Here is a 22,035-nt window from a genome sequence, read left to right on the forward strand (position 1 = left end):
TATTATTTCTTGTAAAAAGGTAATTTTACCACTTTTGCAGGAACATCATTTTTACGGATTCTTATAAAAATATCACTCTCCAAAGCACTGTTTTCAACAGTTACATAACCCATACCAATTCCTTTATTCATCGATGGCGACATGGTTCCCGAAGTTACAATCCCGATTATATTTCCTGAAGCATTCACAATCTCGTAATCGTGTCTTGGTACCGCACGTTCTTGCATTTCAAAAGCGACTAATTTTTTAGTAACTCCTACTTCTTTTTGTTTTTTCAGGTTTTCTGAATTCGTGAATTCTTTAGTGAACTTCGTAATCCATCCCAAACCAGCCTCTAGTGGCGATGTCGTGTCGTTGATGTCATTTCCGTACAAACAGAAACCCATTTCTAGTCGCAATGTATCACGAGCCGCAAGACCAATTGGTTTAATACCAAAAGCCGCACCCGCTTCAAAAACTTTATTCCAAATTTGTTCTACTTCTGAATTTTTACAATAGATCTCAAAACCACCAGAACCAGTATATCCTGTAGCCGAAATAATGACGTTTTCGATACCGGCAAAATCACCCACTTCAAAATGGTAATATGGAATCGCAGATAAATCTTTTGAAGTCAAGGATTGCATCGCTTCAACCGCTTTTGGTCCTTGAATTGCCAATAATGAATAATCATCCGATAAGTTTTTCATCTCTACACCCAAATCATTTTGAGCCGATATCCAATCCCAATCCTTGTCAATATTAGAAGCATTTACCACTAATAAATACTGCTCGTCTTTCATTTTATAAACCAGCAAATCGTCTACAATTCCACCATCAGTATTTGGCAAGCAAGAATATTGCGCTCTTCCAATAGTCAAAGTAGAAGCATCATTCGAAGTCACTTTTTGAATCAAAGCTAATGCATTTGGACCCGTAAGCAAGAATTCACCCATGTGAGAAACGTCAAAAACACCCACTGCATTGCGCACCGTTTCATGTTCTGCATTTACTCCTTCATATAAAATAGGCATATTGTATCCGGCAAACGGAAGCATTTTTGCTCCCAAATTCTCGTGTATGTGTGTAAGCGCAGTATTTTTCATTGTATTTTTATATAAAATTTCAAGTCGCTAATTTATTGATTTTATTTCGGGTGACAAAGGCAGAGCGAAGCAAAGTTTAAAGTTTCAAACGTTTTCGTAAGAACACATACTGTAGGATTTATAATAAGTATTTTTAGGAGCTATTTCCTGCTATTCGCTGTATTCCCGCTTAACAAAAACTACGGCTAAAAAGCCTTATTTTTCTAAAGCGGGAGATGCCGCTTTAAACGAAGTTCACTGAACTCCTATTAAAATAGAAGTATTGTGAAGTAATCAGGGCTTGGGAATTTAGGATCAATGAACGAATTTGTTTCCTATAAAATTCGTAGTTTTAGACAAACAAATTTCAATGAAAAATCCTATTTACATCGACCAAAAAGAAATCCTGAAACGCTACAAACAGCTTGACAAAAATACTCACAAAGGAATTCAGGGTCATGCTTTAATCATCGGTGGAAGTTATGGGAAAATAGGAGCAGTGAGTTTGTCTGCGAAAGCTTGTTTGAAAACTGGTTGCGGATTAGTCACTGTTTTTATTCCAAAATGTGGCTATACAATTCTGCAAATCGCGATTCCCGAAGTCATGGTTATCACAGATATTCAAGAGGAAAAAATTTCTAATATCACTTTCGAAATTGCACCACAAGCTATCGGAATTGGTCCAGGTTTAGGTCAGGCGGTAGTAACCCAAAATGCGCTGCATCAATTTTTAAAAACGAGTAAAACGACTTTAGTAATCGATGCCGATGCATTGAATATTTTATCCAAAAATAAAGAATGGTTTTCTTTAGTACCGTCCAAAACAATCTTAACGCCACATCCCAAAGAACTGGAACGATTAATAGGAAAATGGGATTCCGAAGAAGAGAAAAGGAGTAAAGCAATCTCCTTCTCTAAACAATACCAACTTATAATAGTTATGAAAGGTGCACCAACCCAAATCATAGATGGCGAAACTGTCTATGAAAATACTACTGGAAATGCCGCTCTCGCAACTGCTGGAACTGGCGATGTTTTGACGGGAATGATTACCAGTTTATTAGCACAATCCTATGAACCTGTTAGTGCCGCAATTCTTGGTGTGTATCTCCACGGATTAACCGCTGATATTGCGTTGCCAGAAACCGGCTATCAATCGTTTATTGCTTCAGATGTAATTGCTAATATTGGGAAAGCCTTTTTGAGTTTAGAAAGTTGAGATATTCTCTAAATTAACTACTTTTAAGAACTCAACAATTAGAAAATGGTCATCAACATGAACAAATTAAAATTATTGTTTTTCGTATTTATCCTTATTTCATGTTCTCGAAACGAAAAAATTATTGAAGGAGATTTGGCTTTTAAGTCGATTGATCTTTTTAACTATTATAATCTTGATCAGAAGAGTATTGATGAGTGGGAAAAAGTACTTAATGGTACGCGTCAAATTAAAAACCCTAGTGCGGATGATGTGTTTATTTTGAATTATTTTGATGCATTACAAAAACACAAAGTAATAAAGTCTCCTTCTATTAAACTCAAAACAAAAGATTCAATTATAAGTGTCTATTTAAGCGAGAATGATTATCAAAAAGTAAAGAATTATAATTCAAATGATTTGATTTCAAATAATAGAAAAGTAAGTCTTAAAATGAACATTGAAACCAGAGGAAAAGAAATTTATTATTGTAAAGAGTTAATTTCTATAAAAGAAGTTCATGGTGAAACTTACACCAGTAAGTAGCAATATTATTTACTGTTTTAGTAATTACTAATACAAAATCAAACTACTTATTTGTAAGTTTGTATCCAAGAAAAATTGCTTTATCCAATTCGATTATGGAAAAAATACCTCATCTTAGAACCGTAAATGTTACGCGATACATCACTCCGTTGCGGGAAGGCGGTTCTTTGCCTGCGCTCGCTGAAGCCGATGATGATTTTAAATATGTACTGAAATTCAAAGGTGCCGGACATGGCGTGAAAGCTTTGATTGCCGAATTAATTGGCGGAGAAATAGCTCGTGTTTTAAACCTAAAAATGCCCGAACTCGTTTTTGCAAATCTCGATGAAGCATTTGGCCGTTCAGAAGGCGATGAAGAAATTCAGGATTTGCTTCAAGGCAGTCAGGGACTCAATTTGGCGTTGCATTATTTATCAGGAGCTATAAATTTTGATCCAGTTGTCACTTTGGTTGACCCAAAACTAGCCTCGCAAATTGTTTGGTTAGATGCTTTTATCACTAATGTCGACAGAACGTTTAGAAACACCAATATGTTGATCTGGCATAAAGAATTATGGCTGATCGATCACGGTGCAAGTCTTTATTTTCATCATTCTTGGACCAATTGGGAAAAGCACGCGCAAAGTCCTTTTGCACTGATAAAAGACCATGTATTATTGCCTCAAGCTTCCTTATTGCCAGAAACGGATGAAATATTCAAAAAAATATTGACGAAAGAGGTATTACAGAGTATAGTGAATCTTATTCCGGAAGTATGGCTCCATTGGGAAGATACCGATGAAACTCCCGAGGCTATTCGGGAAGTCTATTTTCAGTTTTTATCGATACGTTTAAACCATTCCCAAATTTTTATAAACGAAACACAAAATGCAAGAGAAGCACTTATATGAGTATGCCGTAATCCGTGTTGTGCCTAGGGTAGAACGCGAAGAATTCCTCAATGTGGGTATTATTTTGTTTTGTAAAAAAGCGAAGTTTATAAAAGTAATCTGCTCGATGAACGAAGCCAAATTGCAACTATTCTCAGCCGATTTAGATCTAGAACAATTGCATCTAAATTTACAGGCATTCGAGAAAGTGGCACATGGCGAAAAATCAGGAGGACCCATAGGACAATTTGATATTCCATCGCGTTTCCGTTGGTTGACAGCACTTCGCAGTTCTGCCATTCAAACTTCAAGACCACATCCGGGTTTGTGTGATGATTTGGAACAAACCACACAGCGCTTGTTTGAAGAAATGGTATTGTAAATAAATTTAAAAAACTGTTGGAGAGTCATTTTTCAAAAACAGAATGCTTTATTGCAGTTTATAATAGAATATTAAAAATTAAGGAACCTTATTTAGGTGACGTGCAAGATGCATCCCCATACTAAAGCAAGCCTGAAGAAGGTAACCGCCAGTGGGCGCATCCCAGTCTAGCATTTCACCAATACAATAATTACGATTTTTGTTTTTCAATTGGAAATTTTCATCCACAGCATTCAGTTGAATGCCGCCTGTTGTAGATATGGCATCGTTCAATAGGGCAGAACCTGTGATTTCGATAGGCAGTTTTTTTATGTTTTGTGCCAATAATTCAGGATTCAAATAAGTTTCTTTGGAAAGGTATTTTTTCAAAAGACCAATCTGTGCAGGACTCAATTTAACTTCTTTTTGTAATGTTTCGCTCGTCTTTTTAAAAGTTGATTTTCTAATTTTGTCAAGCAAATCATCATAGCGCAAGGTTGGTTTTAGATCTAAGAAAATTGTAGCTTTTTTTTGGCTCTCCATTTCCTCCCTAATTTGTGGACTAAGCGCATAAATAGCATTTCCTTCTAAACCAAAATGTGTAATAACCGCTTCGCCTTTTTGCCTTTTATTCAAACAGCTAATCGCAATATTTTTAAGCGGACTGCCTTCATGTTCTAGGATAAAATCTTCTGGCCAATTCACTTGATATGCACAATTAGAAGATTGAAAAGGAACGATAGGAATACTTTCCTTTTCGAATAAATCAAGCCAACTACCATCAGAACCGGTAACTTTCCAGCTGCCTCCGCCCATAGCAAAAATGGTATAGTCTGATTTTATTACTGTATCCGTATTGAAAATAATATCATCGTTGCTCGTCCAACCTGTCCAATTATGTTGGTATTGAATAGCAACACCTTGCTGATCAAGGACATCTAGAATTACGTTGAGAACAGTAATAGGCTTGATACCACTTTCAGGATACACCCGCTTACTACTGCCGATGTACGTTGGAATACCAATGGAATCAATCCAATTCCTAAAATCGTTGTTGTCAAAATCAAGTAATGCTTTTTCCAGAAAATGAGGCGGTGTATAGCGTGCAATCAAATCAGTAATGGGTTCCGAATGGGTGAGATTGAATCCTCCTTTTCCGGCCACCAGAAATTTCCTTCCCAATGTTTTATTTTTCTCGTAAACAGTAACCTTGAATTTCTCACAATCCAATAATGCAGCAAGTATAAGTGCTGCGGGTCCTCCTCCAATAATTGAAACTGATTTTTTCACGTTACAAAAATAGGTTTTGTTTTACCCATATTCTCTGATATTGGATTTAATATTAGAGATTGGGCGTAACCCCAAAGCAGAAAATCCCGTTTTGAATAATGTATCTGCAGCTTTGGGGTCGGGCTTTTGGCTCTATCTTTATTTTTTTAAAGAAAAAAATAAAGGATGCCGCCGCAATCCCTTACGCTAACTACCCGAGGACTAAACGAAATCTTGCTTATCGTTAGATTTTATTTTCTTGAAATAATGTTTCTAATTGCTCAAGACAAGCGGTAATGCCTTGTTCAAAGCCCATTTCAATCATGGTTTCAATCTCTTTTTCATTAGAATAAAACATTTTGAATTCAACCAATGTACCAGACTCTGTTTTAGCAAAAGCAATAGTCCCTATAGAAACCGGTACTGAAGTATTTACGATTCCCTCCTCATCACAAAAACTATCTTTAATTTCAAAACTTAAATATGGTGTTATGGCAGTATAGTCCATTCGTCCCCAATGTTTTTCATTTTCGGGACCCACCATTGCATACAACCAATAGCCGCCAACGGAAAAATCCATCGTTTTGGTTTCGGCTTTCCAGGGTTGTGGTGCCCACCATTGTTCTAACAATTCACTTTCCGTAAACGCTAGCCAAACTTTTTCAAGCGGCGCAGAAAATGTTCGCGATACCAGAATTGATTTTTCTTCTAAATTTTTTACAACAACTGTTTTATTATTTGTTCCCATTTTATTTTGACTTAAGATTGATTATTACTAATTAGAAACCCTTTTTTCCAAAACGATAAATTCCAAAGGCACTTCCGTAATTGGAATATGAACATCGCTTACTGGAAACGGTTCTTTTGCGCCAGTATCCTCATAACCGTTACGTTTGTACCAAGCAATAAGTTCATCCCGAACGGAAATTACTGTCATTATGATTTTTGGCAATCCTAATTCCAAGGCATGAAGTTCTGCTTGCTGCAATAATTTTTTTCCAACGCCACTGTTTTGTAATTCCGGTGAAACGGTCAGCATGCCTAAATACAATTCCTGCTCTTTTTCAATCAACAATACACAACCTATAATCTGATTTTCCTGAGTAAATTTTAGAATGGTATTTTTTGTATTTTGAATCGTTTCTGTGAGTTCTTGTTCTGTGGTTCGTAGTCCTTCTAATATGTTGGCTTCAGTGGTCCATCCTTTTTTAGACGATTCGCCGCGATACGCTGAATTGATTAATGTATTTAAAAGGGAAACGTCTTTTATTGTTGCTTTTGTAATCATGTATACTACCTCTATTCTTGGGTTATTGCTTTGTGTTTTTCAAAGGTAGAAAAAAGGGAGTAATCACTTCATTTTTTTGATGAAATAATTATTCTTTAAATGTATAAAATAATTTATATTGCATTGATAATCAGTATATTTAATTATTAAAAAATATTTTTTTTTATCTTTGAACAAAGAAATTTTACAGTAATTTAAAGATATGATTATGAAAAATTTAAATATTTTTTTGGTAATAATGATGGCTTGTGTACTCAACATAGCGCCTGTATTGGGACAATCGACCGCTAAAAAAAATAAAATTATTGCTGATAGTAAAATAGCAAAGGCCGAGTTTATTAAAAGTGACCCGTTGATGAAAGCGCTTTTTGATAAAGCTTACGGTTATGTTATTTTTCCAAATGTAGGTAAAGGAGGTCTTGGCGTTGGCGGTGCAGCAGGAAACGGGGTTGTATATGAGCAGAACAAACGAATAGGAATGGCAAAATTGACGCAATTGAGCATAGGATTTCAAGCTGGCGGACAAGCGTATCGGGAGGTGATATTTTTTGAATCAAAAAATGAAATGAACCGGTTTAAAGAGAGCCGATTCGAGTTTTCCGCACAAGCTTCTGCTGTAGCCGTAACGGAAGGCGCCTCAGCAAATGTAAAATATACGAATGGCGTGATGGTGTTTACCATGCAAAAGGGCGGACTCATGTACGAGGCATCTATTGGTGGACAGCAATTCAAGTTTAATAACTTGCGATAAAACCAAAATGGCTGAGGAATTTTCTCAGCCGTTTTGGTTTTTAGTAAGTATTTTGAAATACTATAATTATTTCTTTTTTGTCTCTATTAAAATGTATTTTCTGAATACATATTTCCAAGGCATGAAGAGTATTGGTATGATAATTCCGGAGAACATATATGCCATTCCTTCGGCTGGGGAACCTTTGAGCGTGCCGGCTGACCATAAAGGATAAGCGACAACAATAAGCCAAAGTCCTTTGTAAAAAATCATAAAAAGCATAATGGGTAACATTCGTAACGTATGGAATACACCCAAAAGTGCCAGTGTGGAGTAAGCCGCCCAAGTGCACCAAGCTACAGCTCTTGTAGGATCCCATTCCCCTTCATGAGTAAGAATAACGGTCCAGGAATCTGTGGCAACAAAAATAAACATTAACGCGAAGAACAGCCGCATCACATAAATATTGATTCTGCGAACGCCTTCGTAGTTTTCGTAGTCAGGAAGAAAAATATTTTTGATAGGGAACTTTGATTGCTGTGGTACTTGCTCTGTTGTGTTCATCGTTTTTTTGTTTGGTTTTTATTGTTACGCCAACGTATAAAAAAAGCTACATCCTTTTAAGTCAGTAGCTTGTTTTGTTTTTTAGGTTGTTCGGTAATTTCACTAGCTAAGGCCAAGCTAGGGAAATTGTATATATCTGAGCAATTGGGTTTTATTTGGACGCCAAATAATTAAACATACTCATCTTTTATTTTATTTATAATGTAATAGTTTTAATTACTAATAAGTTGTTTTGCTATAAATAACTTAAATTCAAACTAATAGGGTTGACTTTATACCGTAAAAAAATACTTTTCTACATCATGTAAAATTTAATGATTTTACTTGTACTAATTTAATCACACTGTGCTCGATTTGACATTGAATCGAATTATTTCATAAAAAAACAACTAAAAATCACTTCTCAGTCGTTTTGTATTTAAAAAAACATTTAATTCTTATCCAAAAAAACCTTCAATTCCGTCTAAATCTTAATGTTCACGCTTCCTTTTCTTGTGGCAAAATAGTACTCATTAAATGCTGTTTTACATTATTGGTTTCTAAAAAAAATCTAAAAAATAATGGTGTTCTGTGGTGCTCTCTTGGTTGTTTTTAGTATTTTGGCAGTAGAATCATTTATAATTAATTGATTAGTATGAAATATAGAGTCGCTACTCCGTCATTAAATCTAAGAGATTTTCCGGCAACGCAGGATAATTCCAAAATTTTATTGCAAATACCTTTTAGACATACCGTAAAATTAATTGAAAAAACAGCATCAGATTGGTGGAAAGTAAAACTTTTAAACACTGAAAAAGAGGGGTTTGTGTTTTCAAAAGATATCGAGCTTGTTGATGAAACGAATCAAAAAATTATGGATATTGAAGTGCCCAATTTTGAGCCGGGTACAAAAGCAAGTCTGGACAGTAAAGAGGAAACGTATAAACCTATTGGCGATCCTTCAATTCCGTTTAGAGATTTAACTAGTCTGGAGTCTAAACTTACTTCAATTCAAAACATCATCAAGGCGCTGGATGTTTCAAAAAGTTTCCGTTATCAGAAAGACGCCTCGGATACTTATTGTAATATTTATACTTTTGATTATTGTTTTTTTGCCAGGGTCTATATCCCCAGATTGAGATGGACTGATTCCGCAATCGAGCAACTGGAGAAAGGGAAAGAAGTAGCAGTGGTTTTTGATGAAACAGTAAGACCTTTTTATTCCAATTATATCTATGATTGGTTTTTGCAATCTGGGAGTGAGTTTGGTTGGGAAAGAATCGATAATGTTGATGAACTTCAAAAGAAAGTAAATGCTACTGGAGGAGTAGGAATCATCTGTGCCAAAAGATTCATCTTGAATAAATCAGGGCATATTGTAGTTGTTGTTCCAGAAACGGATACTGATAAAGCCTTTAGAAAAGACGACAAAGTTATTTATCCTTTGCAGTCCCAGGCAGGTGCTGAAAATTATAATTATTTTTCAGAAATTAGAGAAGATTGGTGGGATAATAAAGATCCAGAAAAAGGATATACTTCCGCTATCTTTTATTATCACGATTAGTTAAAAAAACTTCTTGTGAGTAATTACACTTCTTGTAGGTTTATAGTCAACAAGAAGTGTTTTTATTTGCGAGTTATTTTATAAAGATGCTATTGCATTTGCAGTGCAGTCTTGTTTTTTAATTAGTAAAGAACTACAAAAGCCTTTTTCGTAATAACGAGCATGTAAGCTGCTGTATATTTGATCATAGATTAATAAAGGATCATTCGACTCTATGGTAATAGATAATATGTTTTCTAAAAGGCTGATGAATTTTGATGGTACATGGGTTTCTTTGCCGTGGATAATAGATTCGTAGACAAAGTTATTCCATTCTAAATCGCAAATTGGATTTTCGATTTCGTTTAATAAGGCATGATCCATAATAAAAACAAGAAAATTCAAAACCTCCTGTAGGTGTTTTTCGTCGAAATAATCAAATATTCGAAACTCAATGCCATGATTTTTGTGCTTGTGAAAATTAATGTCAAGACCAATTTTATCAATTTTTTCATAATCCGATATTTCAGAATAACGGTTCACCCACCATAACGGGTTATCATGCATTGGATGTTCATCAAAATTCATTTGGACAATTTTCCCGGTTTTCATCACATTTGTATCATAAGTACCCACCCCAATGTATCTTGACATGGCACATCGTTGTGATGCTTTTGTTAAATTGACGCTGCTGTCATTATGCGATAAGTAATCAGAAGAACCGAATTTTGTCATAAATAATGGACTCAGCCATTGGAATAATCGAATTGCTCTCTGGTGTTTTTTTATAAAACCTGTTTTGTCCTTAATTTCACCTTCATTATTTAACTCAGTAGGAATAGTTAAATTGAAGTGATAGGTCATATTATTAAAAACAGAATAATTAGTGTTGTTTGAAATAAATATGGCAAAAGGATGGTTTTTAGAACATATTTTTATAGTGCCAAATTCCGTAAAGATTTTATCTTTATCAAAGGCGCTTTGTAAGTGGTTTATGAAACCTTGTTTTATTGTTGCTAGCTCAGCAATGGCCGAGTCAATATCTGTTTTGTAAAATTTTTGCGTAACAAATTCAACTGTGTCACCGTCAAAAATGAACTCTTTTTGGAGCTCGTCTATAAAATATGGATTGTTTTTTTGTAATATTTCAAAAATACTTTCCCCTAAATATTCAGGATTTGGTTCGTTAGCTATGGGGTCAAAAGTCTTATGCTGGTTGTTAATGTCCGTTTTTGTAAACGAATGGGAGTTCATCAGTACCGGCAAATAATATTCTTTATCGGATAATATTTTTAGCAATGAATTCTGGTAAACGTTTTCTTTGTAATTCTTAAAGTGATTCACACTATACTTTTCATGAAGCCCTTTAGTCAGCAAAAAATCTTTGTCTACCACCCGATGGTTTTCAAACTCTAAATAACATTCATTTTCTATTCCTACGCCCCAATACAAATCATTTGACTTATATTGAGTCCTGTAATCTTTGTGCTTATCCAATAATTCAATTTCAAAACTAACAGCATTCATGCTATGATCCGTCATAAACTTTTTTCTCCTTCTTTTAATAAATTATGTTGATATGGGAAGCTACTTTATCAGGTAGTTTTTTAAAGTATTTTTTAATCGGTTGATTTTAGTTAAGATTCAAACAGCGTCTTAAATACTTAGTTGTTTTTTAATGGGGTTCAGGTTTGTTTTTCACTCGCAAAAACCTGAATAGAGACAACTCAATTTTTTTGCAAAACTAAGTATAATTTAAATCATATTCAAGCTATATTTTCAGATCTGGAATTTTATTTTTTTGTGGCATAATTTATTGATAGGCTTCTCTTTAAATTACTCATAATTATATATTTAAAATAAAAGTCCAAAATGTGAAGAATTTTTTTGTTGTTCCTAAATACAAGTTTAAGAGTACTTTTAAAACAAATTTATTTAGGTACAAAAAAACGACTAAAATTAGATTCTTAGTCGTTTTTTATTTGTTTAGACTGATATTTTTTATCCCAAAAAAGCTTTCAATTCCTCGTACGTTTTAATTTTTACGCTCGCTTTATCCTTTCCTAAAACACTTTCAATTTGTGTAGGAATCGGCAGTTTTACGTTTAATGTTGGTTCAACCGTATCTAAAAACTTAATAGGATGTGCAGTTTCTAAGAAAATGCCAATCGCATTGGGGTGGTTTTGTAATTCTTTTTTCAATCCAAGATATCCAACTGCTCCGTGCGGTTCTGCAATGTAACCATCCGTGTTGTAAATAGTTTTCATGGCTTCTAAAGTCTCTGCGTCTGAGAACGTAAAAGAAGAAAAATCTTTTTTGAACTGCTCTAAATCATTGTGGTACATTTCTTGAATTCGGATAAAATTACTTGGATTACCAACATCCATCGCATTCGAAATCGTAGCTATAGAAGGTTTAGGTTCGTAAACTCCGTTTTCTAAAAATCTTGGAACCGTATCATTAACATTTGTGGATGCTACAAAATGTTCGATTGGCAATCCCATTTTTTTGGCAATGATACCCGCGCAAATATTTCCAAAATTTCCACTTGGGCAAGAGAAAACTAATGGTTTGTTTTGTTTTTTTAATGCTTTGTACGCAAAGAAAAAATAAAACATTTGTGGCAACCAGCGTGCAATATTTATCGAATTTGCCGAAGTCAGATTTTTATGTTTTAAACTTTCGTCAAGAAAAGCTTTCTTTACCATATCCTGACAATCGTCAAAAACACCATCTACTTCAAGTGCTTTAATATTCTGACCCAAAGTAGTCAATTGACGTTCTTGAATATCGCTCACTTTACCGGATGGATATAGGATGATCACTTCCACACCTTTTACGCCAAGAAAACCACTGGCTACTGCTCCGCCCGTATCTCCGGAAGTCGCTACCAAAACCGTATTTTTACTATCTGCATTATCTTTATTAAAATACCCCAAACAACGAGACATGAATCGAGCTCCTACGTCTTTGAAAGCCATCGTTGGGCCATGAAATAATTCAAGGGAGTAAATATCTTTTTCTACTTCGATCACAGGGAAATCAAAGCATAAGGTTTCGGCAATGATTTCTTTTAAAGTATCTGCTGGGATTTCGTCACCTACAAATTGTTGAATCGCTTCAAAAGCAATTTCTTCATTGCTTAAATTTCCGATGTTGCCAAAAAAAGACTTTGGAAGCGGAGTAATTGTTTCAGGGAAATACAAACCTTTATCAGTGGCTAATCCTTGTATTACGGCTTCTTTGAAAGAAACTTTGGGTGCATTATGGTTTAAACTGTAATATTTCATTTTTTTTTCATTGCGAGGCACGAAGCAATCTCCTTATTATTGTATTAACTAATTATTTTCATTCCTTCATCATTCACTTTAGAAACGTGAATTTCATACGGTAAATTCATTTCGTCGTACACAGCGCTCATAGCTTTGGCGATTTTAATAGCTGTTGCTTCCCCTTTGCTTAAAGCAAAAATAGAAGGACCTGAACCTGATATTCCGGAACCTAAAGCTCCGTTTTCGTATGCAGTTTGTTTGATTAAATCAAATCCTGGAATCAAAACACTTCGTAACGGTTCTACGATTTCATCATGCAACGAGCGACCAATTAAGTCATAATCTTTAGTGTACAAACCTGCAACTAATCCGCCTACATTTCCCCATTGTGTGATAGCACTTTTTAAGGAAACAGTTTGTTTCAATACCGAACGCGCATCCGATGTTTTCAACTCAATTTGAGGATGAACCACGGTTGCGTACAATTCTGACGGGCTTTCTATTTTGATAATATCCAAAGGATTTGAACTTCTTACTAATGTAAAACCACCCAAAAGGGCAGGAGCAACGTTATCGGCATGGGCATTTCCACTGGCTAATTTTTCGCCTTGCATAGCGAATAAAACCAATTCTTTGCGTGTAAATGGACGTCCCAGTAATTCATTGATGCCAAAAACAGCACCCGCTGAACTAGCGGCACTGCTTCCAATTCCGCTTCCGGCTTTGATGTGTTTGTATATTTCGATTTCAAACCCAAATTCTGTTTCAATGGCTTCCAGCATCGCTAAAGCGGATACTCCAGCCACATTTTTTTCGGTTTCCAAAGGCAAGTCGGCGCCCACAATTTTAGTGATGCGAATCCCTTTTATATCTGATTTTCGAATAATCATTTCGTCCCCAGCAGTTTCTAAACACAGTCCAAGGACATCAAATCCACAGGAAAGATTAGCGATTGTAGCGGGGCAAAATATTTTTATTTCATTCATAATTTTAGTCTTAAAGTCTAATGTCATAAAGTGGTAAAGTCTTAGGAATGAATATAAAATCAAGTTGGTAACTTTGAGACTTTATGACATTCGACTTTACTACTCATTTATACGTTTCCAATTCTAATTACATCGGCAAATATTCCAGAAGCGGTAACTGCAGCTCCAGCACCAGCTCCTTTTATCAATAAAGGTTGGTCAACATAACGGTCCGTGAAAAACAATACGATGTTGTCTTTTCCTTCCAAATTGTAAAACGGATGATCTTTAGGAATGAATCTTAAACCAACATTTGCTTTTCCGTTTTCAAATTGCGCTACGTATTTCAAACGAGAATCTTTGCTTAACGCTTCTTTGTAAATAGTTTCAAAATGAGCTGCGTGTTCAATTAAAGATTTGAAAAAGGCTTCATTATTTATAGTATCTAAACATTCAGCAGGCAGGAACGATTCGTTGATAATCTCGTCAATTTCCATTTTGTAACCGCTTTCTCGTATCAGAATTAATATCTTTCTGGCAACGTCAATTCCGCTCAAATCAATTTTCGGGTCCGGTTCTGTAAATCCTTGTACACCAGCTTCTTTAACAACGTCATGAAAAGTGTTGTTTTCATTGAAATTATTAAAAATAAAGTTCAAACTTCCAGATAAAACCGCCTGGATTTTATTCACTTTATCTCCTGAAGCTATTAGGTTTTTTACGGTATCAATAATCGGTAATCCTGCTCCAACGTTCGTTTCAAAAAGGAAAGGAGCATTGAACTGTCGGGATAATTTTTTCAGTTTTTTATAATTATCGTACTCTGATGCACAGGCAATTTTGTTACAAGTCACTACGGCAATATTGCGTTTTAAATACTGTTCGTAGGTTTTAGACACACTTTCGTTTGCAGTAATGTCAACAAAAATACTGTTGCGTAAATTAAGCTCTTTTACTGTATAAAGAAACTTTTCTTTATTTGCCTCTTCGCCATTTTCTAAAGCAGATTGCCAGTTTTTTAAGGAGATTCCTTCCTCGTCAAAATGCATTTTTCTGGAATTAGATAAAGCAATGACCCTAACATTTATTTTTAGATTGTCTTTTAGGAATTTGTTTTGTTGGTAAATTTGCTCGATGAATTTCTCACCCACATTTCCAACACCCATTACAAATAGGTTTAACTGTTTAGTGTTTTCTTCAAAAAAGTTTTCATGGAGCGAATTCAGTGCTTTTTTTACATCTCTTTCGTTGATTACTGCCGAAATATTTCTTTCAGAAGCACCTTGAGCTATCGCTCTGATGTTTACGTTATTTTTACCCAAAGTGCTAAACATTCGACCGCTTAAACCTTGGTGGTTTTTCATGTTTTCGCCAACCAAAGCAATAATACACAGGTTTTTTTCAACAATACAAGGACCGATTTTGTTTTGTAGAATTTCTACTTCAAAAGCATTGTTGATGGAATCTTCAGCAACATCAGCATCAGCATTTAGAATTCCAATACAAATAGAATGTTCCGATGAGGCTTGGGTAATAAAAATTACATTTATATTTTCATGTGACAATACCTCAAAAAGCCTTTTGGATGAACCGCTAACACCGATCATTCCTGGGCCTTCAAGCGTAATCAAAGTAATGTTGTCAATATGACTAATTCCTTTTACGGGATTAGTGTGATCCATTTCTTGATTTGAAATATAAGTTCCTTCGGCTTCCGGTTCGAAAGTGTTTTTGATAAGAATTGGAATGTTCTTTCTCAACACGGGCTGAATAGTTGGCGGATATAAAACTTTGGCGCCAAAATGAGATAATTCCATCGCCTCCTGATAGGAAATGAATGCAATAGGTTGTGCTTGTTTTACAATTTTTGGATTAGCAGTATACATTCCGTTAACGTCAGTCCAAATTTCCAAGTCAGTTGCGTTCAATGCTCCGGCAAGAATAGCGGCAGTATAATCAGAGCCGCCACGACCTAAAGTAGTATTGATTCCGTCCATTGATGCGGCAATAAATCCAGGCATTACAACCACTTGATTTTCATTTGAAGCAAAAAATTCAGCAATTAATTGATTTGAAACTTCAAAGTTTACTGTGGCTTTTCCAAAATGATTGTCGGTTTTGATTAATTCACGGCTGTCTTTGTAACTGCTGTTTTTTAGATTTTGTTTTAATGCTTCTGCAATAATATAAGAAGACAATAATTCACCAAAACTCAATATAGTATCCGAAGTTCTAGGCGATAATTCTCCCAAAAGATAGCATCCATCCAACAAAGTTTCAAGATGATTGATGATTCTTTTTGTATGACTTAGCAAGCCACTTTGTTCGCTTACAGGAATAAGTTCTTTTAAAGCATCTAAATGTTTTTTCTCTAAATCGGAAAGAATTTCTTTAAAGCTTTCGTCACCGGCAGCTGCTTTTTGAGAAGCAAGTTGGAGCAAATCTGTAATTTTACTAAAAGCAGAAACCACAACAATTAATTTTTCTTCTTTTGCTTTATTGATAATGATATCTAAAACCAGTTTTATATTTTGTGCATTGGCAACTGAAGTTCCACCAAATTTTAATACTTTCATTTTTGTTTATTTTATGTAAAAAATGCAAATGTTTATTATATACCCAAGTACTTTCTTTCTTCAGAAAAAAAATATAATAATAGGATTATATGTAAAATGTGTACCCCTAAGGGGTAGTAGTTGTTGTAGTAAATGTAACAGAAGAGGCAACCCAAATTTGAGTTGAAATCGAAGAGTGATATGTTGTTCTGTTATTTGTCATTTGATTTTTCAAAAGTACAGTTTTTTATAAAAACGAAAGCCTCTAATATCGTTTTTGCGAATATTTTAATTTTTCAATACCATTGAGAAGAATATTGAATATTGTTTAGTTTTCAGGGTCAATGTTCAAGCTATTCGTATTTTTATGAAAAAATTAAACGGTTTGTTATTCGTTTTATAACTGATTACAAATAATTAATTCCATTAATAAAGCCGTTTTGAGGAGTTTTAGTAACTATTTCTGAAGTTTATTATTGCAACTCGTATTATTTATAGCTCTTTATCTCACGGATTTTTAATTAATTAGTTTGTAACTTTTTAAGCATGACACTTAATGTTAGTTTGTCTTTAGGTCTGAATTTTAAATTATATTCAATAAATGTTGTTTATTAATATAGATTTATTGAATTTTACCCTTTAATTAGAAAATAAAAATGGACAATACACATTATATAAGCACGCAATTACTCAGTTTTGAAACATTAGAAGAGATTATTTCTCATGGTAAATTATTGGCACTTTCTGAAGAAGCAAAAGTTAATATTCAAAAATGCAGGGATTATTTAGATAAAAAAATGGCTTCTCATTTAGAACCTATTTATGGTATAAATACGGGATTTGGCTCGCTTTGTAATGTGAAAATATCAAATGAGAACTTATCAAAGCTGCAAGAAAATTTAGTAAAATCGCATTCTTGTGGAACAGGAGAGGAAGTACCAACTGAAATTGTAAAATTGATGTTGTTGCTTAAAATCCAGTCCTTGAGTTATGGACATTCCGGAATTCAATTGCAAACTGTGGAACGATTGATTGCGTTTTATAATAATGATATTCTTCCTGTAATTTATACACAAGGATCACTTGGAGCTTCGGGAGATTTAGCTCCTTTGGCGCATTTATCATTGCCTTTATTAGGTGAAGGCGATGTTTATTTTGAAGGTAAGAAAGTACATTCTGCTGAAATTTTGAAGCATTTCGACTGGAAACCAATTGTGCTGCAGTCTAAAGAAGGATTGGCTTTATTGAACGGAACCCAATTTATGAGTGCCTACGGAGCGCATATTTTAATGAAGGTCAGCAAATTTTCTTATTTGGCAGATTTGATTGGAAGTATTTCATTAGAAGCTTTTGATGGAAGAATTGAACCTTTTCATGAATTGATTCATTTTATCAGGCCTCATAAAGGACAAATTGTAACGGCAAATCGTATAAAAGGATTTTTGGAAGGAAGCGAAATCATCGAGCAAGTAAAAACACATGTTCAAGATCCTTATTCGTTCAGATGTATGCCACAAGTTCATGGTGCATCAAAAGATGCGTTTGATTATGTGAAGAAAGTTTTTAAAACAGAGATTAATTCGGTGACGGATAATCCTAACATATTTATAGAAAGCGACCAAATCATTTCTGGAGGTAATTTTCACGGGCAACCATTAGCGTTAGCATTAGATTTTATGGCAATTGCGTTAGCGGAATTAGGAAGTATTTCGGAGCGAAGAACCTATCAGTTGATTTCTGGTTTGCGTAATCTTCCTGCATTTTTAGTGGATAATCCAGGATTAAATTCTGGTTTAATGATTCCACAATACACAGCGGCTAGTATTGCCAGTCAAAATAAACAATTGGCAACTCCTGCCAGTATTGATAGTATTGTTTCCAGTAACGGACAAGAAGATCATGTAAGTATGGGTGCAAATGCAGCTACAAAAGCCTTGCGTGTTTTAGATAATTTGGAACGGATTCTTGCGATTGAACTAATGAATGCTTCACAAGCGATTGAATACAGACGACCGTTGCTGTCAAGCGATTTTATTGAGATGTTTTTAAGTGCGTATCGAGAGGAAGTTCCATTGATAAAAGAAGACCGAATTTTACATTATGACATAGAGAATACCGTTTCTTTTTTGAATACTTTTCAGATAGAAAATGATTTGTTAATATTAGCTTAACATTAGCATTAAATAATGCAGTAATTTTGCCGGACTAAATTTTAATGAAATGAACATAAATAATTTTTTCCAATTTTTGGTTCCTAAAGATAAAAAGTTTTTCCCTCTTTTTGAGGAAGCTTCTAGTAATTTAATTGAAATTGCTACAAACTTACACGAAGCTGTAAATCTTCCTTTGAAGGAACGTGAGGTTATTTTTCAAAAAATTGATGCTTTAGAGCAAAAAGGAGAAGACATTACACGTCAAACAAATTTAGAGTTAAGTAGAAACTTCATTACTCCATTTGATAGAGAAGATATACACTCATTAATTACTTCTATCGACAATGTTGCGGATAACCTTCACGGTGCAGCAAGTAGAATGAAGTTGTATCAGGTGGATAAAATTACAAAATCGATCAGAAAATTGACTGAAATCAATCTTGAAGCTTGTCAGAATATTGATATTGCTGTAAGAGAATTAAGAGATTTGAAAAAAATAAAGAATATCACTGATGCTTGCGTTAGAATTAACAAGTTAGAAAATAAATCAGATAATGTTTATGATAAAGCAGTTCTTGATTTATTTGAAAACGAAACAGATGCAAAAAACATTATCAAGTACAAAGAAGTATTATCAGTTTTAGAAACTGCTGCTGATAAATGCAAAAGTGTTGCTAGTGTTTTAGAATCAATTTCTGTAAAACATTCTTAATTCAATCGGTTTTATTCTGAAATTATAATTATGGAATTTACTCTACTTATAGTTATTATAGTCCTGGCTTTAATTTTTGATTACATTAATGGTTTTCATGATGCTGCCAATGCTATAGCAACCGTTGTTGCCACAAAAGTATTAACTCCTTTTCAGGCGGTAGTTTGGGCGGCTTTTTTTAACTTTTTGGCGTATTGGGTTTTTGGTTTTGGTGTAGCAGATACAGTTGCAAAAACGGCCAATACCATGGATATTAACCTAGTTGTAATCTTAGCTGGTGTAATCGCGGCTATCATTTGGAATTTATTTACTTGGTGGCAAGGAATTCCATCCAGTTCCTCACACACCTTAATTGGTGGTTTTGCTGGAGCAGCAATTGCGCATGCAGGTTTTGGGGTTGTTTCTTGGTACAAAGAAGGAAAAGATGGCGGAATGCCTTCGGGAGTTTTAATCATTGTTGCTTTTATTATATTGGCACCATTGTTAGGAGCTCTAATCTCTTACTTAATATCGATATGGCTTCTTAATGCCTCTAAAAAGAGCATTTATCCAAAGATTTTCACCGCTTCTTTAATGATCCTGACCGTTTGGTTTGTAGAAAGCCAAATGATTTACTACGATCAAATTGAAAAGCCTCGTTTTGATTCTCCTTTTTGGAGCGTTGCTTTTGAAGCACACAATATCAAGTGGTTTTTAGTAGCCTTTATAATCTTGTCCATAAGCACATTTTGTTTAATATTCAGTAGTTTAAATTTAAATCAAGCTACGGCATGGTTAAAAAAAATGCAATTACTCTCTTCTGCAGCCTTTAGTTTAGGACACGGTGGAAATGATTCACAAAAAGTTATGGGTATTATTGCAGCAGCTGTAGCAGTTTATATTCACACCAGTGGTGTAGCTCAAGAATCTTTACCGGCTTGGTTAGATGTTGTTTTGCCAAACGATGAAGGTGCCTTTAAAATGCCAGCTTGGATTCCTTTAGCTTGTTATTCTGCTATTGCAGCAGGAACGTTAAGTGGAGGATGGAAAATTGTGAAAACAATGGGATCTAAAATTACAAAAGTAACTTCTTTTGAAGGTGTAGCCGCAGAAACTGCAGGAGCATTGACACTTTATTTTACAGAGCATTTTAAAGTGCCTGTAAGTACAACGCATACTATTACTGGATCTATCATTGGAGTTGGACTTACTAAAAGAGTTTCAGCCGTACGATGGGGGATGACCGTTAGCTTACTATGGGCTTGGGTTTTAACTATTCCAATTTCTGCAATATTAGCAGCAATCATTTACTATATCTTTAGTATTTTTATTTAATGCTAAAATAATAATTACAAAAAAACCATTCTCACTGAGAATGGTTTTTTTATGCGCTAAAAATTCAATTTTCTAAAATAGTAGATCTTGTATTTCTTTCGTTTTATCAAATACGCTTTTAGCGAAAGGACATAATGGTAAAATTTTAAGATTATTTTCCCGTGCATATTGTACGGCTTCCAAGACCATTTTTTTGCCCACGCTTTGTCCTGTAAAATCAGGATTTACTTCCGTGTGGTCAATAATAAATTTATCAGTTCCTGCCCAAGTATAGGTCATTCTTCCTGCTTCGATGTCGTTATCAACGGCTCTAAAGTAGCCGTTTTTGGTTTCGTTTATTTGTTCAATTGTCATGTTTTTCTAATTTGATGCTGTTGTTATTTCGATTGGGTTGGTTAAAATTTTGTGTATCGGGCATTTATCTGCAATGTTTAATAATCGGGCTTTTTGATCAGTGTCTAGATCCCCAAATAATTGAATGTTGCGCATTATTTTGAATTTATTTTCCACTGCATCAGTTTCAAAAGTGACTTCAACTTTTACATCGGTTAAATTCCAGCCTTTTCGGTTAGCATACATGCGTAAAGTAATGCAGGTGCAGGCTGCCAAAGAGGACGCAAGTAATTCTTTTGGCGTAAAGCCTAAATCTTTTCCTCCGCTACTTTCAGGTTCATCAGAAATAATCAAATTTGTTTCGGATTGTATTTCTGTTTTATAAAGTTCAGTGTCGATACTTGCTGTTATTTTACCCATATTATTGTCTTTTATTTTGATCAGGAAGTGGAACAAATTCAGTTTCTCCGGGAACTTTATCAAAAGTTTGTGCCAACCATTTTTCTTTTGCATTTTCAATCAGCTCTTTGGTTGAAGCCACAAAATTCCAATAGATAATTCGTTCTTCCGGAAAAGGTTCTCCTCCAAAAATATAAATAGTAGTGTTTTCTGCCATATCAAAGGTGCAGAGTTTACTGTCTTTGGCAATCAAAATTTGCTTTGGACCAAAAACATTTCCCTCACTTTCAATACTGCCTTCTAGAATGTATAAAGCACTTTCGCCAAATAGATGCTTGCCTATAGTGACTGTTTGATCCGTAGTGCTTTTTAGTTCTAATAAATACAATGGACTGTAAACGGGAACAGGTGATTTTTTGCCAAGTACTTCACCGGCTATAAGTTTATAGGCAATATCATCCGTTTTCCATTCTGGTATTTGATTTTCAGGAACGTGGAAAAAAGAAGGCTCCATTTCTTCTAATTCTTTCGGTAATGCCACCCAAATTTGAAGTCCGTGCAACATTTTATTGGAACTACGCAAATACTCAGGCGTTCGTTCCGAGTGAACGATTCCTTTACCTGATGTCATCCAGTTGATTTGCCCGGGTTTGATTTCCATTTCAGTTCCCAAACTGTCTTTGTGCATAATACTTCCTTCAAACAAATACGTCAAAGTGGAAAGCCCAATATGTGGATGTGGTGGAACATCTAAATTTTCGTAATCGCTCATGCAAGTTGGTCCCATGTGATCGATGAATGCAAATGGTCCAACCATTCTTTTTTCTCGAAAGGGAAGCAATCGCCCAACCATAAAGTTGCCAATATTGCTCGGGCGTTCTTCTATTATCAGTTTTATATTTGACATTTTTATGTATTTT

General features: G+C 34.7%; 21 protein-coding genes. 9 read left to right on the forward strand and 12 right to left on the reverse strand.

What is annotated here, in order from left to right; translation table 11 throughout:
• Window positions 1-2: 2 nt before the first annotated feature.
• Entirely contained in the window at window positions 3-1,085 is a 1,083-nt protein-coding gene (gene gcvT, locus ACNQF6_RS06370) for a glycine cleavage system aminomethyltransferase GcvT (protein ID WP_417964274.1), read from the reverse strand.
• A gap of 349 nt (window positions 1,086-1,434) precedes the next feature.
• Here gcvT and ACNQF6_RS06375 point away from each other — a divergent pair, with 349 nt between their 5' ends.
• From ACNQF6_RS06375 to ACNQF6_RS06390, 4 genes are all read left to right on the forward strand, one after another.
• A complete protein-coding gene (locus ACNQF6_RS06375) occupies window positions 1,435-2,283 on the forward strand; it encodes an NAD(P)H-hydrate dehydratase (protein WP_417964276.1) in 849 nt (282 codons plus the stop codon).
• 57 nt (window positions 2,284-2,340) lie between these two features.
• A complete protein-coding gene (locus ACNQF6_RS06380; protein ID WP_417964278.1) occupies window positions 2,341-2,808 on the forward strand; it encodes a hypothetical protein in 468 nt (155 codons plus the stop codon).
• Between the two features lie 95 nt (window positions 2,809-2,903).
• On the forward strand, window positions 2,904-3,698 hold the full coding sequence (locus ACNQF6_RS06385) for a HipA family kinase (protein ID WP_417964280.1): 795 nt from the start codon (window positions 2,904-2,906) through the stop codon (window positions 3,696-3,698).
• The gene (locus ACNQF6_RS06390; protein ID WP_417964282.1) at window positions 3,676-4,059 is read left to right on the forward strand and encodes a DUF3037 domain-containing protein; all 384 of its coding nucleotides are present in this window, start codon (window positions 3,676-3,678) and stop codon (window positions 4,057-4,059) included. Before ACNQF6_RS06385 ends, ACNQF6_RS06390 begins: the two co-directional genes overlap by 23 nt.
• Window positions 4,060-4,137: 78 nt before the next feature.
• Here the strand turns inward: ACNQF6_RS06390 and ACNQF6_RS06395 are convergent, their stop codons facing one another.
• The 3 genes from ACNQF6_RS06395 to ACNQF6_RS06405 all read right to left on the reverse strand — a co-directional run bounded on the left by ACNQF6_RS06395 (window position 4,138) and on the right by ACNQF6_RS06405 (window position 6,595).
• Complete coding sequence (locus ACNQF6_RS06395; protein ID WP_417964284.1) at window positions 4,138-5,328, reverse strand: BaiN/RdsA family NAD(P)/FAD-dependent oxidoreductase; 1,191 nt, start codon at window positions 5,326-5,328, stop codon at window positions 4,138-4,140.
• 223 nt (window positions 5,329-5,551) lie between these two features.
• Complete coding sequence (locus ACNQF6_RS06400; protein WP_417964286.1) at window positions 5,552-6,055, reverse strand: SRPBCC family protein; 504 nt, start codon at window positions 6,053-6,055, stop codon at window positions 5,552-5,554.
• 27 nt (window positions 6,056-6,082) lie between these two features.
• Window positions 6,083-6,595, reverse strand: coding sequence for a GNAT family N-acetyltransferase (locus ACNQF6_RS06405; protein WP_417964288.1), 513 nt, complete (start codon window positions 6,593-6,595; stop codon window positions 6,083-6,085).
• Between the two features lie 208 nt (window positions 6,596-6,803).
• On the opposite strand from ACNQF6_RS06405, the gene ACNQF6_RS06410 reads away from it, so the two are divergent.
• Window positions 6,804-7,346 carry a lipid-binding SYLF domain-containing protein gene (locus ACNQF6_RS06410; RefSeq protein WP_417964290.1) on the forward strand — a complete coding sequence of 181 codons (543 nt, stop codon included), beginning with the start codon at window positions 6,804-6,806 and terminating at the stop codon, window positions 7,344-7,346.
• Between the two features lie 66 nt (window positions 7,347-7,412).
• Here the strand turns inward: ACNQF6_RS06410 and ACNQF6_RS06415 are convergent, their stop codons facing one another.
• Window positions 7,413-7,889 (reverse strand): hypothetical protein, encoded by a 477-nt coding sequence (locus ACNQF6_RS06415; RefSeq protein WP_417964292.1) that lies wholly within the window; start codon window positions 7,887-7,889, stop codon window positions 7,413-7,415.
• Window positions 7,890-8,523: 634 nt separating this feature from the next.
• On the opposite strand from ACNQF6_RS06415, the gene ACNQF6_RS06420 reads away from it, so the two are divergent.
• Entirely contained in the window at window positions 8,524-9,432 is a 909-nt protein-coding gene (locus tag ACNQF6_RS06420; RefSeq protein ID WP_417964294.1) for an SH3 domain-containing protein, read from the forward strand.
• A 78-nt stretch (window positions 9,433-9,510) separates the two neighbouring features.
• Here the strand turns inward: ACNQF6_RS06420 and ACNQF6_RS06425 are convergent, their stop codons facing one another.
• From ACNQF6_RS06425 to thrA, 4 genes are all read right to left on the reverse strand, one after another.
• A complete protein-coding gene (locus ACNQF6_RS06425) occupies window positions 9,511-10,953 on the reverse strand; it encodes a hypothetical protein (RefSeq protein WP_417964296.1) in 1,443 nt (480 codons plus the stop codon).
• 459 nt (window positions 10,954-11,412) lie between these two features.
• Window positions 11,413-12,702 carry a threonine synthase gene (gene thrC / locus ACNQF6_RS06430; RefSeq protein WP_417964298.1) on the reverse strand — a complete coding sequence of 430 codons (1,290 nt, stop codon included), beginning with the start codon at window positions 12,700-12,702 and terminating at the stop codon, window positions 11,413-11,415.
• Between the two features lie 44 nt (window positions 12,703-12,746).
• The gene (locus ACNQF6_RS06435; RefSeq protein WP_417964300.1) at window positions 12,747-13,670 is read right to left on the reverse strand and encodes a homoserine kinase; all 924 of its coding nucleotides are present in this window, start codon (window positions 13,668-13,670) and stop codon (window positions 12,747-12,749) included.
• 107 nt (window positions 13,671-13,777) lie between these two features.
• The gene (thrA, locus tag ACNQF6_RS06440) at window positions 13,778-16,225 is read right to left on the reverse strand and encodes a bifunctional aspartate kinase/homoserine dehydrogenase I (RefSeq protein WP_417964302.1); all 2,448 of its coding nucleotides are present in this window, start codon (window positions 16,223-16,225) and stop codon (window positions 13,778-13,780) included.
• Window positions 16,226-16,860: 635 nt separating this feature from the next.
• Between thrA and hutH the strand changes: the two genes are divergently transcribed.
• The 3 genes from hutH to ACNQF6_RS06455 are packed head-to-tail and all read left to right on the forward strand — an operon-like array spanning window position 16,861 to window position 20,383.
• Window positions 16,861-18,375: a histidine ammonia-lyase gene (gene hutH, locus ACNQF6_RS06445; RefSeq protein WP_417964304.1), complete on the forward strand. Its 1,515-nt coding sequence runs from the start codon at window positions 16,861-16,863 to the stop codon at window positions 18,373-18,375.
• 49 nt (window positions 18,376-18,424) lie between these two features.
• Complete coding sequence (locus ACNQF6_RS06450) at window positions 18,425-19,069, forward strand: DUF47 domain-containing protein (protein ID WP_315208210.1); 645 nt, start codon at window positions 18,425-18,427, stop codon at window positions 19,067-19,069.
• A gap of 30 nt (window positions 19,070-19,099) precedes the next feature.
• A complete protein-coding gene (locus ACNQF6_RS06455) occupies window positions 19,100-20,383 on the forward strand; it encodes an inorganic phosphate transporter (protein WP_315208208.1) in 1,284 nt (427 codons plus the stop codon).
• Window positions 20,384-20,455: 72 nt separating this feature from the next.
• On the opposite strand, the gene ACNQF6_RS06460 is transcribed toward ACNQF6_RS06455, so the two are convergent.
• Genes ACNQF6_RS06460 through ACNQF6_RS06470 form a run of 3 tightly spaced genes read right to left on the reverse strand, consistent with a single transcriptional unit; the run spans window position 20,456 to window position 22,022 of the window.
• A complete protein-coding gene (locus ACNQF6_RS06460; protein WP_417964306.1) occupies window positions 20,456-20,737 on the reverse strand; it encodes a GNAT family N-acetyltransferase in 282 nt (93 codons plus the stop codon).
• A 6-nt stretch (window positions 20,738-20,743) separates the two neighbouring features.
• On the reverse strand, window positions 20,744-21,136 hold the full coding sequence (locus tag ACNQF6_RS06465; protein WP_417964308.1) for an OsmC family protein: 393 nt from the start codon (window positions 21,134-21,136) through the stop codon (window positions 20,744-20,746).
• A 1-nt stretch (window position 21,137) separates the two neighbouring features.
• Entirely contained in the window at window positions 21,138-22,022 is an 885-nt protein-coding gene (locus tag ACNQF6_RS06470) for a pirin family protein (RefSeq protein ID WP_417964310.1), read from the reverse strand.
• Window positions 22,023-22,035 lie beyond the last annotated feature (13 nt).

It is taken from the genome of Flavobacterium pasteuri (genome assembly GCF_048286615.1).
Lineage (GTDB): Bacteria > Bacteroidota > Bacteroidia > Flavobacteriales > Flavobacteriaceae > Flavobacterium.

Excerpts from the sequence above, each read along its gene's own strand:
- ACNQF6_RS06460 (WP_417964306.1), bottom strand. The coding sequence starts at position 20,737 with ATGACAATTGAACAAATAAACGAAACCAAAAACGGCTACTTTAGAGCC.
- ACNQF6_RS06415 (WP_417964292.1), bottom strand. The coding sequence starts at position 7,889 with ATGAACACAACAGAGCAAGTACCACAGCAATCAAAGTTCCCTATCAAA.
- ACNQF6_RS06425 (WP_417964296.1), bottom strand. The coding sequence starts at position 10,953 with ATGACGGATCATAGCATGAATGCTGTTAGTTTTGAAATTGAATTATTG.
- ACNQF6_RS06435 (WP_417964300.1), bottom strand. The coding sequence starts at position 13,670 with ATGAATGAAATAAAAATATTTTGCCCCGCTACAATCGCTAATCTTTCC.
- ACNQF6_RS06465 (WP_417964308.1), bottom strand. The coding sequence starts at position 21,136 with ATGGGTAAAATAACAGCAAGTATCGACACTGAACTTTATAAAACAGAA.
- ACNQF6_RS06385 (WP_417964280.1), top strand. The coding sequence starts at position 2,904 with ATGGAAAAAATACCTCATCTTAGAACCGTAAATGTTACGCGATACATC.
- ACNQF6_RS06450 (WP_315208210.1), top strand. The coding sequence starts at position 18,425 with ATGAACATAAATAATTTTTTCCAATTTTTGGTTCCTAAAGATAAAAAG.
- gcvT (WP_417964274.1), bottom strand. The coding sequence starts at position 1,085 with ATGAAAAATACTGCGCTTACACACATACACGAGAATTTGGGAGCAAAA.
- ACNQF6_RS06410 (WP_417964290.1), top strand. The coding sequence starts at position 6,804 with ATGAAAAATTTAAATATTTTTTTGGTAATAATGATGGCTTGTGTACTC.
- ACNQF6_RS06400 (WP_417964286.1), bottom strand. The coding sequence starts at position 6,055 with ATGGGAACAAATAATAAAACAGTTGTTGTAAAAAATTTAGAAGAAAAA.
- ACNQF6_RS06380 (WP_417964278.1), top strand. The coding sequence starts at position 2,341 with ATGAACAAATTAAAATTATTGTTTTTCGTATTTATCCTTATTTCATGT.
- ACNQF6_RS06405 (WP_417964288.1), bottom strand. The coding sequence starts at position 6,595 with ATGATTACAAAAGCAACAATAAAAGACGTTTCCCTTTTAAATACATTA.
- ACNQF6_RS06470 (WP_417964310.1), bottom strand. The coding sequence starts at position 22,022 with ATGTCAAATATAAAACTGATAATAGAAGAACGCCCGAGCAATATTGGC.
- ACNQF6_RS06455 (WP_315208208.1), top strand. The coding sequence starts at position 19,100 with ATGGAATTTACTCTACTTATAGTTATTATAGTCCTGGCTTTAATTTTT.
- thrC (WP_417964298.1), bottom strand. The coding sequence starts at position 12,702 with ATGAAATATTACAGTTTAAACCATAATGCACCCAAAGTTTCTTTCAAA.
- ACNQF6_RS06390 (WP_417964282.1), top strand. The coding sequence starts at position 3,676 with ATGCAAGAGAAGCACTTATATGAGTATGCCGTAATCCGTGTTGTGCCT.
- ACNQF6_RS06375 (WP_417964276.1), top strand. The coding sequence starts at position 1,435 with ATGAAAAATCCTATTTACATCGACCAAAAAGAAATCCTGAAACGCTAC.
- hutH (WP_417964304.1), top strand. The coding sequence starts at position 16,861 with ATGGACAATACACATTATATAAGCACGCAATTACTCAGTTTTGAAACA.
- ACNQF6_RS06420 (WP_417964294.1), top strand. The coding sequence starts at position 8,524 with ATGAAATATAGAGTCGCTACTCCGTCATTAAATCTAAGAGATTTTCCG.
- thrA (WP_417964302.1), bottom strand. The coding sequence starts at position 16,225 with ATGAAAGTATTAAAATTTGGTGGAACTTCAGTTGCCAATGCACAAAAT.